This window comes from Mycetocola tolaasinivorans (assembly GCF_003667565.1).
Taxonomy (GTDB): Bacteria; Actinomycetota; Actinomycetes; order Actinomycetales; family Microbacteriaceae; genus Mycetocola; species Mycetocola tolaasinivorans.
Genome location: NZ_RCUX01000005.1, coordinates 221,847 through 237,244, shown reverse-complemented (window position 1 = coordinate 237,244; position 15,398 = coordinate 221,847). Strand labels below are relative to the sequence as shown.

The following is a 15,398-nucleotide window of genomic DNA, read 5'->3' as shown; positions in this document are numbered from 1 at the left end:
TGCATTACCTCACCGTAATAGTCCGCGTTTTCAATCGCGGGCAAACAGGGCGGACAGGCCAGAAAACCTGCCAGAGTCACACTGTTCTGGCGTGAAGTCCGACGTTCTCATCGTAGATTCCGTCTCAGTCATTTTTCGCCCGCTACTGCTCCAGTGCCTCTTCCAACCGTATGAGCTTCGCGGTCAGCTCACCGCTGTAGCCCGGGCGAATGTCGGCCTTCAGGACCAGCGAAACCCGCGAGCCAAAGGCACCCACCGCCTCGGTGGCGGCCTTGATCACGGCGAACACCTCGTCCCACTCGCCCTCGATGGTGGTGAACATCGCATCGGTGTGGTTCGGCAGGCCCGAGTCACGGACGATTTTGACCGCGGCGGCAACCGCATCGTGTACCGAGGCATCGGCGTTGTCGCTGCCGGACGGCGCGACGGAAAATGCAACCAGCATGTTAGCTCTCCTTGACGGTGGTGTTCACCGCGGCCTGAGCGGCCACGGCGCGGGTTTCGGCACTCGGCACCACGTGCGGCGCACCCAGGCGCCACAGCTCGCGAACGCACCACACCAGCAGTACGAGGGTGCCGATGTTGCGCAGGGTGATGACCACCACGGCCCACATTTCGGCGCGCAGCAGGGAGCCATAGAAGTACGGGTAGAACAGTTGAGTCAGTACGCCGAGCACCAGTGCGAGCATTGCGGGGAAGCGGAAGCGGTCGGCGGTCATGACCAGGCCGAAAACAATCGGGGCGATCAGCCACACCATGAACTGCGGCGAACCCACCTTGTTGACGGCGATCATCGCGGTCACGAGGGCGAGCACCACAACGGGCAGGATCCGCAGCGTGCCGGTACGCGAGCGCTGGGCACGCCAGGCGAGCAGCGCGATCAGGGCAACGGTCAGGACCAGCAGCGGGGTCATCACGGCCGACAGCATTTCGATGCCATCACCGCGCACCTGGTACGTGAGAATATCGCGGTCGTAGTACAGCTCAGCGTTGCCGCCGAGCGAGGCGATCCACAGATACGGCACCGCAACCGGGGCCTCGATCTGAATGCCGCGCCCGGTCTGCTGCGTGATAAAGGACAGCACACTCGGGAATCCGCCGATCACCAGCGCCGACAGCAGCACCGCGAGGGTCGTGTAAATGCCACCCATCAGCACGTCCTTGCGCTGACGCAGCACCAGCAGCGCCGCACCGATCGCCGCGGCCGGCCAGATCTTCATCCAGGTGGCAATGCTCAGGATTACCGAGGCCACCAGCGGGTGCCGCGCGAGCACCAGGAGGGCGATGATCGCCATCGGCACGGTGACCGCGTCGATCCGGCCCATCACGATCGGCCCGAGGACCACGATGAACGCCATCCACCACACCGCGGCGCGCTTGCGCACGATCGAACGCCCGTTACCCAGCAGCACCGCATAGGCAATCGCGTTCAGGACCGAACACATCACGAGCCAGCCCACCGCATACAGCTCGGGCCCAAAGGCGAGCGGCGGGATCATCGGCAGCAGCGCGAGCACCGGGTACACCCAGGGCACGTCGATTCCGACGATGCTGCCACCGCTGACGGCCTGCTGCGACCACGGCAGGTAAACGATGGTGACGTCACCGAGCGGGTACCCCGAGGAGGTCAGTGCGAGCCAAAAAGCCCACAGGTGGACAAGGACAAAGATGGCCCAGTACGGGGTCAGTCGGGAGTTCACATCCTTATCCTAGGTGCCACGCCCCGTCATTTGCCTGGTTCACCACGCCCCCGGGTACGCTGGCCCAAACGAAGGGAAAACCCATGAGCCTCTCTCTGTCCCCCCTCACCGTCGTCTTTGACTACGGCGATGTGATCTCTCTCCCCCAGAACCCCGCGGATTTTGAGCGCGTACTCGAGCTCACCGGCCTCGACGCCGATACCCTCCTCCCTGCCTACTGGCGGCACCGGGCACCCCTCGATCAGGGGCGGCTGAGCGTGCACGAATACTGGCGTACGCTCGCCGATGAGCTCGGCACCTCCTGGTCGGACTCCCGTATCCAGGAAATCTGGATCAGCGACTTCCGCAGCTGGCTCTCGATCGATCCCGCGGTGTTCGACATCATCCGCGAGCTACACGAGGGCGGCACCCGCCTCGCACTCCTCTCCAACGCCGGTGCCGACTTTGGCGGCTATTTCCGTCACGGTCCGCTTTCGTCCTATTTCGACCACTTCGTCGTGAGCGGCGAGATCGACATGATCAAGCCGAATCACGACATTTATGTTCACACGCTGAATGCGCTGGGAATCGATGCGGCCGAAATGGTGTTCATCGATAACAAGGAGGAGAACATCTCCGCCGCCCGCGCGCTCGGCATCATCGGGCACGTGTACACATCCCCCGGCAACCTGCGCGAATTCCTGAGCGAACTCGCCGCGTCCCGGGCCTAGAGAGGGACCGCATGGCCACCCCGTTTTCCCCACTCACCCTCCGCTCGGTCACCGCAAGAAACCGCATCTGGATCGCCCCGATGTGTCAGTACGCGGTCGAGCGTCAGGATGGTGTCCCCACCGCATGGCACGCGGTACACCTCGGTCAGTTCGCGATCGGCGGTGCCGGCATCGTCATGGCCGAGGCCACCGCGGTCTCCCCCGAGGGCCGCATTACCCCGCGCGATACCGGCATCTGGAACGACCAGCAGGCCGCCGCCTGGGCCCCGATCGCCGCATTCATCACCTCGCAGGGTGCCGTCCCAGCCATCCAGCTGGCTCACGCCGGGCGCAAGGCCTCCACTCAGCCGCCCTGGAGCACCGACAAGACCGGCACCGTGCCGGTCGCCGAGGGCGGCTGGGAGACCCTCGCCCCCTCCGCGATCGCCTTCACCGGATATGACGCTCCGACGGAGATGAGTCTCGCTCAGATCGCCGCGGTTGTGCGCGACTTCGGTGCCGCCGCCCGCCGGGCCGTGGACGCCGGATTCCGGGTGATCGAGGTACACGCCGCCCACGGCTACCTGCTGCACTCGTTCCTCTCTCCGCTGTCAAACACCCGCACCGACTCGTTCGGCGGCAGCCCCGAGAACCGCGCCAAGCTGCTTGAGCTCGTCATTCGCGAGGTGCGCACCCGCATCGGTGACCTGCCGCTGTTTGTGCGTCTCTCGGCCACCGACTGGGCCGAGGGCGGGCTCGACACCGAGCTGATCACCGATATCGGCCGTCGCGCCGCCGAGGCCGGGGCCGACCTCCTCGACGTCTCCACCGGCGGGCTGGTGGCCGAGCAGAGCATCCCGGTTGCCCCGCTCTACCAGGTGCCCTTCGCCGAAACCCTGCGCAAGGCCACCGGAATTCCGGTGGCCGCCGTGGGTCTCTTCACCACCCCCGAGCAGGTGGGAGAGACCCTGGAAGCAGAACAGGCCGACGCCATCCTCATCGGCCGCGAGGCCCTGCGCGACCCGCACTTCCCGCTGCGGGCAGCGCACGCCCTCGGTGCCGAGATTGACTACGTGCCCGGCCCGTACGCGCGCGCCCCGTTCGGCTCGCGGTAGCAGCCGGCCGCACGCCAGAAACGCCCCCACCGTTTTCGGTGGGGGCGTTTCGTGTATCTCCGGGAGTTCTAGCGGCCGCTATCGCGACGGGTCGCGTCGTGGACCTCGCCCACCAGTTCCTCGATGATGTCCTCGAGGAACAGCACACCGGTGGTGTTCCCCTCGGTATCGATTGCGCGAGCCAGGTGCGAACCCGAGCGGCGCATCGTCGCCAGCGCATCCTCGAGATCATCGGTCTGCGGGAGCGAGATCAGGCGACGGATACGGCGCAGCGGGATCGGCTGATCAGGCGACACCTCCTCGCCACCGGTATCAAAGCGCAGAACGTCCTTGAGGTGCAGGTATCCGAGCAGGTCGTGCTGCTCCCCCGGGCCCGAACCGGTGATGACGTAGCGGGAGAACCCGTTCTTCGCCACCGCCCGCTCAAGCTGTGAGGTGGTCACGCCCGCGGGCAGGGTCACCAGCTCTGCGGTCGGGATCGCCACGTCGGACACCTTCTTACCGGTGAACTCGAACGCCGCGGTCAGCGCGCCCGAGTTGTCCGTCAGCACACCCTCGCGGGTGGACTGCGAGACGATCGTCGCGACCTCATCCAGGGTGAAGGTCGAGTTGGCCTCGTCCTTCGGAACCACGCGCAGCGCGCGCAGGATGAGGTTAGCAAACGCGTTCAATCCCCAGATGATCGGCTTGAACACGCGGGCGATAAATACCAGCGGCGGCGCGAGAATGAGCACCGCCCGGTCCGGCACCGAGAACGACATGTTCTTCGGCACCATCTCGCCGAACACCACGTGCAGGTACGACACCAGCACCAGCGTGATGATGAACGAAACCGTTCCCACCACGGCATCCGGCAGGCCGGTGAGGCCAAGCGGCACCCCGAGCAGGTGGTGGATCGCCGGCTCGGAGACGTTCAGGATCAGCAGCGAACACACGGTAATACCCAGCTGGCAGGCCGCCAGCATGAGCGTCGCGTGCTCCATCGCCCACAGGGCCGTGATGGCGCTCCGCTTACCCTTTTCGGCGAGCGGCTCGATCTGCGATCGGCGCGCGGAGATCACCGCAAACTCGGCCGCCACGAAGAAGGCGTTTCCACCCAGCAGAATAAACAGCCAGGCAATTCCAGCCCAGTCACTCATCGGGTGCTCCCCTCCTCGGTAGTGGACGCGCGGTCGGCATCAGGTGTGTTGGTTTCGGCTGCACCGGACACGGTGGTCGGGCCGGTCTGCGGCGGCCGGTTCTCGGCATCGGTGATGCCCGCGGCGGGCGCGGCGGGTGCCGTCCCGTCCGTGCCGGCACCGGTTTCGCCAGAGGCAGACTCGGCCGCGGCCGCGGCCAGCACGCGATCGGCCGGGCCGGGGCGCGGCCACACCGGGGTCTGGGCGTCTTCGGGCTCGTCCCCCGCGCGGAAGCGAATGCGGTCGATGCGGTGCCCGTCCATGCGCTCCACCCGGAAGGTTCCGTGTTCGGCGACAAACTCATCCCCGATCGTCGGAACACGCCCGAGCATGGCCATCAGATAGCCGGCGACGGTCTCGTACGGGCCCTCTTCGGGCACCACGATTCCGGTGCGCTCGCGCAGCTCGTCGGGACGTAGGCTGCCCGGGAAGAGCACGCCCTCCACCGAGTTCACCACGCCCGCGCTGGTGCGGTCGTGCTCGTCGGATACCTCACCGACGATTTCCTCCACGAGGTCTTCGAGGGTCGCGACGCCGGCCGTACCGCCGTACTCGTCCACCACCACGGCCATCTGTAGGCCACGGCCACGAAGCTCACCGAGCAGGGAGTCCAGCGGGATGGTCTCGGGCACGCGCAGAACGTCGACCTGAAGCGCCGAAACCGGCACATCGGCGCGACGCTCGCGCGGCACGCTCACCGCGTGCTTGAGATGCACGATACCCACGATGTCGTCGATATCGGTGTCGATCACCGGGAAGCGGGAGAAGCCGGTCTCACGGGCGAGATCCAGCACCGCCTGGGCGGGGTCGGTACGCGAGGCCGCGACGACCCGCAGGCGCGGGGTCATCACGTCGGAGGCGTCGTGAGCGGCGAATCGCAGGGTGCGGTCCAGCAGCGTCGCGGTATCGGCCTCGAGCGTGCCGGCACCGGCCGAGCGGCGCAGCAGGGAGGAGAGCTCCTCCGCGGTGCGCGCACCCGAAAGCTCCTCCTTGGGCTCGATCCCGACCGAGCGCAACACGCCGTTTGCGCTTCCGTTCAGCACCTGTACAGCTGGTCTAAAGATTGCGGTGAAGGCCGTCTGGAACGGCATCACCACCTTCGCGGTGGCCAGCGGCAGGGCGAGCGCCAGGTTCTTCGGCACCAGCTCCCCGATGATCATCGAGATCAGCGTGGCGATCACGATCGCGATCACCGAGGTGATCGGAGTGAGCGCATCGGGGCTGATGCCCCAGCTGAGGAAGGGATCCGCGAGCAGGCGAGAAATGCCGGGCTCAAGCGTGTATCCGGCAAGCAGCGTGGTGAGCGTGATGCCCAGCTGTGCGCTTGAAAGATGGGTTGAAGTGTGGCGCAGTGCGCCAATCGTGCGGGTGAGCTTTTGCTCACCACGGTCGCGGCGGGCCTCAAGATCGGAACGATCGAGGTTTACCATCGCGAACTCGGAGGCAACAAACAGTCCGGTGCCTACCGTTAGCAATAAACCGATGCCCAGCAGCACCCATTCGGACAATTAGCTCACCGCCGTGGAGGCGAGCGTATGTCGAAGGTGGCCGGGCATGAGAGATCGAGGAGGGTCATCCATTGTGCCAAATAGCATAGCAACACCCTCTCGAACCTGCACGAGATTTGCAGGAAATTGTCTGGTGAACGAGACCAACGGCATTTTCCCGTCACGACCCGGCGGGAATATTCCTGGAACATAAAAATTAGGTCTAGGCTTGTGCAGTAGATATGCAGCGTCGCAACCTACGGCGTTGAATTCGCAAATGTCACGGAGAGAGTGGTGGTCTGGCGGTGTCAAGCCAGTTGACCGGAGTCGGAGCCGGAGACGGTTCGTCCGGAGAGTTCGGTGCCAACGAGTGGTTGGTCGAAGAGCTTTACGAAAAATTTCTGACGGATAAAAACTCGGTGGATGAATCGTGGTGGCCGACCCTTGAGGCCTACCACCGCGATCAGATCGCGGGAAAGACCGCAGCGGCTAGCTCTGCATCAGCGAGCACCGCGACGGTTCCCCCGGCACCGGCGACGGCACCGATTCCGGTGACCGGGGCACAACCGGTGGCAAAGACCACCGCGCACCAGCCCAACGCAAATCCGATTCCCGCGCAGGCCCCGCGTCCGGCAAAGAAGCCCGACGCCGAAACCGCCACCGAGCAGGCGGCCCCTGCTGAGGACGTTGTCACGCCGCTGAAGGGTCTCGCAAAGACCCTCGCAAAGAACATGGACGCCTCGGTGTCCGTGCCCACCGCGACCAGCGTGCGCACGATCCCGGCGAAGCTGATGATCGACAACCGCATCGTCATCAACAACCACCTGGCGCGTGCCCGCGGTGGCAAGGTGTCCTTCACCCACCTGATCGGCTGGGCCCTGGTCCAGGCCATCAAGGAGACCCCGAGCCAGAACGTCTTCTACGCCGAGATCGATGGCAAGCCGAGCGTTGTTGCTCCGGCCCACATCAACCTCGGTATCGCGATCGACGTTCCGAAGCCCGATGGCACCCGCTCGCTCGTGGTGCCCTCGATCAAGGCCGCCGACACGATGGGCTTCAGCGAGTACCTCGCCGCCTACGAAGACCTCATCAAGCGCGGTCGCGGTAACAAGCTGACCATGGCCGACTATGCGGGCACCACCATCTCGCTGACCAACCCCGGCGGCATCGGCACCGTGCACTCGGTGCCGCGCCTCATGTCCGGCCAGGGCTGCATCATCGGTGCCGGCGCGCTCGACTACCCGGCCGAGTTCCAGGGCTCCAGCGCGAAGACCCTGGTTGACCTCGGCATCGGTAAGACCATCACCCTGACCTCCACCTACGATCACCGCGTGATCCAGGGTGCCGGTTCGGGTGAGTTCCTGAAGCGCGTACACGAGCTGCTGCTCGGCCAGCGCGGCTTCTACGAGGACATCTTCGCCGCCCTGCGCATTCCGTACGACCCGATTCACTGGGCACCGGACATCTCGGTGGACGTCAGCGGCTTCCTGAACAAGACCTCCCGGGTCCAGGAGCTCGTCAATGCGTTCCGCGTGCGCGGCCACCTGATGGCCGACATCGACCCGCTCGAGTACGTTCAGCGCTCGCACCCGGACCTCGACATCGCGAGCCACGGCCTCACCTTCTGGGATCTCGACCGTGAGTTCGTGACCGGCGGCCTCGGCGGCACCCAGACCGCGAAGCTGCGCGATGTGCTCGGCATCCTGCGTGACTCCTACTGCCGCACCATCGGCCTCGAGTACATGCACATTCAGGACCCCGCCCAGCGCAAGTGGATGCAGGACAAGGTCGAGCGCCCCTATGCTAAGCCAACGCGCGATGAGCAGCTGCGCATCCTCGGCAAGCTCAACGAGGCCGAGGCCTTCGAGACCTTCCTGCAGACCAAGTACGTGGGCCAGAAGCGCTTCAGCCTCGAGGGTGGCGAGTCGGTCATTCCGCTGCTCGATGCCATCCTGCAGGGTGCCGCCGGCGCGGGCCTCGATGGTGCCGCCATCGGTATGGCCCACCGTGGCCGACTGAACGTTCTCACCAACATCGCGGGCAAGACCTACGGTCAGATCTTCCGCGAGTTCGAGGGGCGCGTCAACGAAAACATCTCCGGCTCGGGCGACGTCAAGTACCACCTCGGCACCGAGGGTATCTTCCAGGGTGCCAATGGCGAACAGCTGCCGGTTTACCTGGCCGCGAACCCCTCGCACCTCGAGGCCGTCAACGGCGTGCTCGAGGGTATCGTTCGCGCCAAGCAGGACCGCCAGCCCATCGGCACGTTCACCACCCTGCCCATCCTGGTGCACGGTGACGCGGCCATGGCCGGGCAGGGCGTGGTCCTCGAGACCATGCAGATGTCCCAGCTGCGCGGCTACCGCACCGGCGGTACCATCCACGTGATCGTGAACAACCAGGTGGGCTTCACCACCACGCCGAACGAGGCACGCACCTCGACCTACTCGAGCGACGTGGCCAAGACCATCCAGGCACCGATCTGGCACGTCAACGGCGATGACCCCGAGGCCGTGGTCCGGGTGGCCGAACTCGCGTTTGAGTTCCGCCAGAAGTTCCACAAGGACGTCGTGATCGACCTCGTCTGCTACCGCCGTCGCGGTCACAACGAGGGCGATGACCCCTCGATGACCCAGCCGCTGATGTACAACCTCATCGAGGCCAAGCGCAGCGTTCGAAAGCTCTACACCGAGGCCCTCGTCGGCCGCGGAGACATCACCCAGGAGGAGTACGAGGCCGCGCACCGCGACTTCCAGGACCGCCTGGAGCGCGCGTTCATGGAGACCCACGCCGCACAGACCGCCTCCAACGTGCTGATCCTGCCCGAGCTGGACCACACCGAGGACGACGGCTACACCGGCGAGCCGGAGACCACCGGCGTCAGCGAGGCCGTGGTTCACCAGATCGGTGACGCCTTCAACAACAAGCCCGAGGGCTTCACCGTGCACCCCAAGCTGCAGCAGCTGCTGCAGAAGCGACTGGACATGAGCCGCAACGGCAGCGTGGACTGGGGCTTCGGCGAGCTGCTCGCGCTCGGATCCCTGCTGGTTGAAGGCACCCCGGTGCGCATGAGCGGTCAGGACAGCCGCCGCGGCACCTTCGTGCAGCGTCACGCGGTGCTGCACGACCGGGTGAGCGGCCAGGAGTGGCTGCCGCTGGCAAACCTCTCCGAGTCGCAGGCCCGCTTCTGGATCTACGACTCGCTGCTGAGCGAGTACGCGGTCATGGGCTTCGAGTATGGCTACTCGGTCGAGCGCCCCGACGCCCTGGTGCTGTGGGAGGCACAGTTTGGTGACTTCGCCAACGGTGCCCAGACCATCATCGACGAGTTCATCTCCTCGGCCGAGCAGAAGTGGGGCCAGCGCTCGAGCGTTGTGCTGCTGCTGCCGCACGGTTTCGAGGGCCAGGGCCCGGATCACTCCTCGGCACGCATTGAGCGCTACCTGCAGCTCGCCGCGGAGAACAACATGACCGTCGCCCGCCCGTCGACCCCGGCGAGCTACTTCCACCTGCTGCGTCGCCAGGCCTACGCCCGTCCGCGTCGCCCGCTGGTGGTCTTCACTCCGAAGGCCATGCTGCGTCTGCGCGGTGCCACGAGCGAGATCTCGGACTTCACCTCGGGCAAGTTTGAGCCGGTAATCGACGACGCTCGGATCACCGATCCGAACGCCGTGACCCGCGTTCTGCTACACGCCGGCAAGATCCACTGGGATCTCGCCGCCGAGCTCGCGAAGAACCCGAACGAGAAGATCGCGCTGGTGCGTCTCGAGCAGTACTATCCGCTGCCCGGTGCCGAGCTCAAGGAGATCGCGGCCCGCTACCCCAACGCCGAACTGGTCTGGGTGCAGGATGAGCCGGAGAACCAGGGTGCCTGGCCGTTCTTCGCCCTGGAGACCCGCAAGCTGGACCCCGAGCGCCGCGTGCGCGTCGTGGCCCGCGCAGCATCGGCCTCCCCCGCGACCGGTTCTGCGAAGCGTCACGCCGCCGAACAGACCGCCCTGCTGGCTCGCGCGCTCGAGCTGTAGGTTTCGCACAGACACAGTGGCCCGCCGGTTTTCCGGCGGGCCACTGTGTGTTTATGCACCCGGCGTGTGTGCGGGGCTAGAGCGGCTCGGACTGCAACCAGCGATCTCCAAACCGAATGGTTGAACCGGGGTCCACCACGTAGCGGGTCCAGGCCGCCATCGGGTAGCTGTTGCCATCCGGATACACGAGAACGCTGCCATTGCCCGAGGCCGTATCGGCGGCCCACAGCTCGCCGTCGTAGACACCGAGAATCAGGTGTGTGCGCGAGATCGAGCGATCCGGGTCATCCACCCGAATCAGTTGCGGATCCTGCTCGTTGTCGATCGACTCGGTGAGCCCGTGGCCCTCCGGCCCCCGACCGAGCACGGTCGGCCGCGCCACATCAAAACGCTCGCCGCTGTCCAGAATGACGCGATGCCGAGCTTCCATGGTTATTTCCTCTCATCTCGTGGTTCGTGGCGGGGCGAGTGCCAGCCCACCGGTCTGCAATGCTGTCGCGGATCGAGCGCGCGGTCAGGAATCTCCGGAACCGGGCCCATGGCCCCTCCCCCGCAGAAAGCGCGCGCAACTCCTGCCTGAGCTCGGCCCAATAGGCCGAAACCTCCGCCGTCGAGACCTGGTCGCGGGCAAACTCCGCCGCGTTCGCCCGTTCGGCGAGTACCGAGACGCGCACCGCCGTTTCCGGAGTCGCCCGGGGATCCGCGCTAGACCATGCCCGAACGGTCTCGAAACGCGTCGCCGAGACGGGGACATCGGTGCCCCGATCGATCAGCGCGTCGCGCACCTCGTTCCAGCCGCCGACGAGCGTGCGTCGTGCCCGGTCACGTCGCCGTCGGCGACGGCGGCGAACACCCCTCACGAGCGCCAGCCCCCACAGCGGCAGGAACAGGATCACGGCGGCGAGGAGAACCGGCCACCCGCCGTGCCAGATCGCCAGCAGCGTGGCCAGCCACTCGGCGGGTTCCTCTTCCTCCGGGGTGCCCTCATCATCCGTGGCCCGGGAATCGAGGGGGTCCTCGATGATCGCCGGGGGTGGAGGCAGCACTGTTTCCGGCTGGGGCTGCGCCTCCACCGGGGTCTCCTCATCCGGCGGGATCTCGCGCACGAGCGGCACCGGATCGATCCCGATCCAGCGTCCCGAGGCGTCCTGCACCTCGGTCCAGGCCGTCAAATCATCCCCGAGGATGCGCTCGCTATTCGCCACGTACCCCAGTACCACGCGGGAGGGAAAACCGATGCCGCGGGCGAGCACGGCGAGGGCGGTGGAATACTGCTCGGCATCGCCCATCAGGGGCGCGCTCTCCGCCAGAACGTTGAGCCGCCCGGCAGAGTGCCCGGGCCGGGTAAAGGGCTCCCCCTCGCCCGAGTGGCTGATGTAGCCGCTGCGCAGCCAGCGTGTGATCTCCAGAAGCCGTTCCCCCGGGGTGAGCCAGGTCGGGGCGAAACCCTCGGCCGCCTGTTCCAGCAGCGCCGGGCTTACCGGCGCATCCGATTGAAGTGCGGTACCCGGCCGCAGCCCCGCCAGCGCGCCGTCGTCGAGGTCCTCAGGGAGGACGGTCTCGAGGGAGTAGGTGAGACCGGGGGTGATTCCCTCCGCCAGCGCGGCGGCGTTCGCCGGCCCGTTGTAGTAGAAGTGTTCGGCACGGTCGATGTCGGCAAAGGCGACGCTGCGTGGGGAACCCACGATCGGCAACCACACCCCGCTCAACTCGCGGACGGTGATGCGCACCGATACCGGGTCTCCGGGTTCGGGATCGCTCATCCGGACGGGTACCTGCCGGTAGCTGCCCGCACCCGCTGCCGACTCGGTTTCGGATGCTCCGGCCCCGCTGGAAAACACCTGGCCGTCGTAGTCGTCCAGGGTTGCGAGCCGCACCCGGGTGCCCGCGGGAACCCCCTCGATTTCCAGCTGCGTCTGCGCGTTGGCCGGCGAGGTTACCGAGTTTCGGTAGGCAACGAGCGGGCTCACAAACTGCCGCGGGTCAAACGGTGCGACGACCCGGGTGCGCGCCACCTCTCGATCGAGCCGGGGCTCCACGGCGATGCCCGCAGCGAGCCCGGCTGACGCGGCGATACCCACCACCAGGAGTGCGGACATCCCCCTGCTCGACCGGGCGGCGAATCCGCCTCGCGTCGGAGCATCCCCGCGGGCGCGCGCAAACACCCCGAGGGTCAGCAGGGTGCCCCAGAGCAGCCCGCAGCCCGCGAGGGCGATGCCGCTCGCGACCGTGAGGGGCGGATCACTCGGCCCCATCGCGATGCCAAAGCCGAGGATTACCACCACCGGGAGAAGGCTCCACCCGCGTGATCTCGTGCGATCAAGGAGCCAGTGCGCGGCCATCGCGCACCCAAACACCACGATCAGCGCGGGTACCAACACCCCGCGATATGTGCCCAGCGGCGGTTCGACGGTGACAATCTGTTTCCAGCCCGCCACCGCGGCCCAGGCCGCCTCGCGCAGCCCATCCACCGTCGGCACGACACCGAATTCTGCCCGGCTGGGCACCCCGAGGGGTACCGCCAGCACGATGAGAACGATCGCGGATACGGCGATCACCACGGCCCCCGGCCAGCGGCCGACCCGGGCCAGCATACCCAGTCCGAGCGCGACCGCGGCGGAAACACCCACGAGCCGGAGGATCGCGGGGTCGGCATAGAGCGACCACAGCGGCGTCGCCGCGGCCAGCACCAGCAGGGTCAGCAGGATCCCCTCGGCACCGTGGGTGCGGTGCTCGGAGGCAGCGGGCGTACGAGAAGAGCGCGAAAAATCGCGCGACTGCCGGCTCATACGCGTGCCGCCCGGGTCAGGGCATCCCGAATATCCCCGAGATACCCGATATCAACAACGCGGAGTTCCTGGATACGCCGCATCCGCGGGGGCTGTTCGGGCGCACAGATCACCGCGACCACCGAGGTTCCGAGCGGAAACCGTAGCGACCACGAGCGCAGCTCACGCAGATTGGGAGTCGACCCACACACCAGGAAGATCAGCGACATTCCGGGAATCGACTCCGCCGCGAGCATCGCCAGCTCACCCAGCCCACGCGGGGTATCGCCCCACTCCCGTTCGCTCAGATCATCGAGCAGCGGATCGCGGCCCCGCGTGTTCAACACCGACACCGCGCGCACGGACTCCTCACCGGCGGATGCCGAGCGTGCGGGCTCCTCACCGATGGATGCCGTGGGAGGGCCGGCGAGGACCGAGACGTCCCGCCCATCACGCAGGGCGCGCATCGCGATCGAGCCCGCCGCGCTCACCGCGAGTTCAAACTCCGCCCCGGAGGAATAGTCACCGAGCGCGCTCGCGAGTGCCACCACGATGTGGCTGCGCCGGGTTTCCTCAAACTGGCGCACCGTGAGCGTCCCCACGCGCGCGGTCGCCTTCCAGTGAATGTGCCGGCGATCATCACCCGCGCGGTAGTCGCGCAGGGATTGAAATGAGATGTCGCTCGCGGTGAGATCCCGGGTCGGGCTACCCTCCAGATCGCGCACAAACCCCGCGCTCATGCTCGGCACCGAGATGATCTCGGGATGTACAAAAATATTCACCGATTCCGTCCACTCCAGGGTGCGCCGAAAGAGACCCACCGGGTCTCCGCGCACCGTGCGTACCGGGCCGACCTGCACCACGCCGCGGTGTCGCGCCGGCACCTCAAACGCGCTCTCGGCCGTGCCCGCGCCTCGCCGAGCGGGCGTGGGCAACGGCACGCTCTCGCCGCCAATTACGATCTCGACGCCGGCACCCCACAGGGCACCGCGTCGGCGCCGGCGCAGGCGCAGTATCCCGGGCACCGCTTCGCCGACGGTGGTGCGCGTGCGGGTCACCTCCATGTCCACCTCGTAGCCCGGCGCGCCCAGCAAAAACAGCGCCGAGATGAGCGCCACCGCCCAGAGCACGGCACCGATGGTGACGAGCTCGACCCACCCCAGGAACGCACCGGCCGGAAGGCTCAGCGCGGCGGAGAGGAGCACCGTCCACCCCAGCGGGGTGGTGACGCGGCGAACGTGGCGAACGCGGCGACGCCCCCAGCGACGCAGGCGACGCGCGCCTCTCGCCCAGGGGGAACGCGAGCTGGCCCGCCAACCCGAGGCGAGCTCGGTGGTGCCGTGTCCGTAGGTGGCGGTCCGGGTTGTCGTTCCGGCGGGTGCGGCACCCGCCGTACGCGAGCGGTCGGTGCGATCGCCGTGCCGTGACGAACGGGGGACGCGGGCGATGGCCCTCACCCCGCGGCTCGTTCCGCGGGTGGTGCCACTTCGAGCAGCGCACGCGCAATCACGCTATTGCCCGTGACCCCGTCAAACTCGGCCTCCGGATCGAGAATCAGCCGATGGGCCAGCACGGGCTCGGCGAGGAGCTTGATATCGTCCGGAAGCACGTGGGTGCGACCGTGAGCGGCCGCCCAGGTCATCGCCGCACGCAGTAGCGCAAGCGCACCGCGAATGCTCACGCCGAGCCGAACCTCGGGCGCACGCCGGGTGGCATCAACGAGGCGGGCCAGGTAGTCGCGCAGTGCCGGCTCAGTGTGTACCAGCTTGGCGGTGTCGATCATCTGGGTGAGGGTGTCCAGGCCGAGGATCGCCGGGATTTCGCGGTGGTGAGCACTCACCCGCACGCCCTCGAGGATCCGCAGGGTCGAGGCGGCGTCCGGATATCCCAGCGAGGTCTTCATCATGAATCGATCCAGCTGTGCCTCGGGCAGACGATACGTTCCGGCCTGCTCGATCGGGTTCTGTGTGGCGATGGTCATGAACGGCGTTGGCACGCGGTGGGACTCCCCGTCCACGGTCACCCGGGATTCCTCCATCACCTCGAGCAGGGCCGACTGGGTCTTCGGCGAGGCGCGGTTAATCTCATCGGCGAGGCACACGTTGGCAAAGATCGGGCCGGGATGAAACTCGAACACTCCGCGTCCCTGGTCGTACATGCTCATGCCGGTGACGTCCCCCGGAAGAAGATCGGGGGTGAACTGAATGCGGCTACTCGTGCCGTCCACGGTCTGTGCGATCGCGCGCGCAAGCGAGGTCTTTCCGGTGCCCGGAGCATCCTCGAGCAGCAGGTGGCCGCCGCTGAGCATCGTGGTGAACGCCAGGCGCAGGACGTGGTTCTTTCCCAGCACCACACCCTCGACGTTTTCCACCAGGCGCTCAAAGTTCTGGGCGAACCAGGCGGCCTGCTCGCTGGTCATCGCGACATTCGATGATT

At 66.8% G+C, this 15,398-nt stretch carries 11 protein-coding genes; 3 read left to right on the top strand and 8 right to left on the bottom strand.

Annotated elements, in window-relative coordinates:
* Positions 1 to 142 precede the first annotated feature (142 nt).
* Positions 143 to 445 carry a thiamine-binding protein gene (locus D9V32_RS08010; RefSeq protein ID WP_121648376.1) on the bottom strand — a complete coding sequence of 101 codons (303 nt, stop codon included), beginning with the start codon at positions 443 to 445 and terminating at the stop codon, positions 143 to 145.
* Between the two features lies 1 nt (position 446).
* Positions 447 to 1,700, bottom strand: a complete 1,254-nt coding sequence (locus D9V32_RS08005; RefSeq protein ID WP_121648375.1) for a glycosyltransferase family 87 protein — start codon at positions 1,698 to 1,700, stop codon at positions 447 to 449.
* Positions 1,701 to 1,783: 83 nt separating this feature from the next.
* Between D9V32_RS08005 and D9V32_RS08000 the strand changes: the two genes are divergently transcribed.
* Together D9V32_RS08000 and D9V32_RS07995 are read left to right on the top strand one after the other, a co-directional pair.
* Positions 1,784 to 2,410, top strand: coding sequence for an HAD family hydrolase (locus D9V32_RS08000; RefSeq protein WP_121648374.1), 627 nt, complete (start codon positions 1,784 to 1,786; stop codon positions 2,408 to 2,410).
* An 11-nt stretch (positions 2,411 to 2,421) separates the two neighbouring features.
* Positions 2,422 to 3,504 carry an NADH:flavin oxidoreductase/NADH oxidase gene (locus D9V32_RS07995; protein ID WP_121648373.1) on the top strand — a complete coding sequence of 361 codons (1,083 nt, stop codon included), beginning with the start codon at positions 2,422 to 2,424 and terminating at the stop codon, positions 3,502 to 3,504.
* A 68-nt stretch (positions 3,505 to 3,572) separates the two neighbouring features.
* Here D9V32_RS07995 and D9V32_RS07990 read toward each other — a convergent pair whose 3' ends face one another.
* A complete protein-coding gene (locus D9V32_RS07990; protein ID WP_121648372.1) occupies positions 3,573 to 4,643 on the bottom strand; it encodes a hemolysin family protein in 1,071 nt (356 codons plus the stop codon).
* Positions 4,640 to 6,190, bottom strand: coding sequence for a hemolysin family protein (locus D9V32_RS07985; RefSeq protein ID WP_121648371.1), 1,551 nt, complete (start codon positions 6,188 to 6,190; stop codon positions 4,640 to 4,642). Before D9V32_RS07985 ends, D9V32_RS07990 begins: the two co-directional genes overlap by 4 nt.
* 284 nt (positions 6,191 to 6,474) lie before the next feature.
* Between D9V32_RS07985 and D9V32_RS07980 the strand changes: the two genes are divergently transcribed.
* Positions 6,475 to 10,194, top strand: a complete 3,720-nt coding sequence (locus tag D9V32_RS07980; protein ID WP_121648370.1) for a multifunctional oxoglutarate decarboxylase/oxoglutarate dehydrogenase thiamine pyrophosphate-binding subunit/dihydrolipoyllysine-residue succinyltransferase subunit — start codon at positions 6,475 to 6,477, stop codon at positions 10,192 to 10,194.
* 76 nt (positions 10,195 to 10,270) lie between these two features.
* Here the strand turns inward: D9V32_RS07980 and D9V32_RS07975 are convergent, their stop codons facing one another.
* The 4 genes from D9V32_RS07975 to D9V32_RS07960 are packed head-to-tail and all read right to left on the bottom strand — an operon-like array spanning position 10,271 to position 15,381.
* Positions 10,271 to 10,624 (bottom strand): FHA domain-containing protein, encoded by a 354-nt coding sequence (locus tag D9V32_RS07975; RefSeq protein ID WP_147440430.1) that lies wholly within the window; start codon positions 10,622 to 10,624, stop codon positions 10,271 to 10,273.
* On the bottom strand, positions 10,578 to 12,983 hold the full coding sequence (locus tag D9V32_RS07970; protein WP_121648368.1) for a transglutaminase TgpA family protein: 2,406 nt from the start codon (positions 12,981 to 12,983) through the stop codon (positions 10,578 to 10,580). Before D9V32_RS07970 ends, D9V32_RS07975 begins: the two co-directional genes overlap by 47 nt.
* Positions 12,980 to 14,419: a DUF58 domain-containing protein gene (locus D9V32_RS07965; RefSeq protein WP_121648367.1), complete on the bottom strand. Its 1,440-nt coding sequence runs from the start codon at positions 14,417 to 14,419 to the stop codon at positions 12,980 to 12,982. Before D9V32_RS07965 ends, D9V32_RS07970 begins: the two co-directional genes overlap by 4 nt.
* On the bottom strand, positions 14,416 to 15,381 hold the full coding sequence (locus D9V32_RS07960; protein ID WP_121648452.1) for an AAA family ATPase: 966 nt from the start codon (positions 15,379 to 15,381) through the stop codon (positions 14,416 to 14,418). The genes D9V32_RS07965 and D9V32_RS07960 overlap by 4 nt, the downstream gene beginning before the upstream one ends.
* Between the last annotated feature and the right edge of the window lie 17 nt (positions 15,382 to 15,398).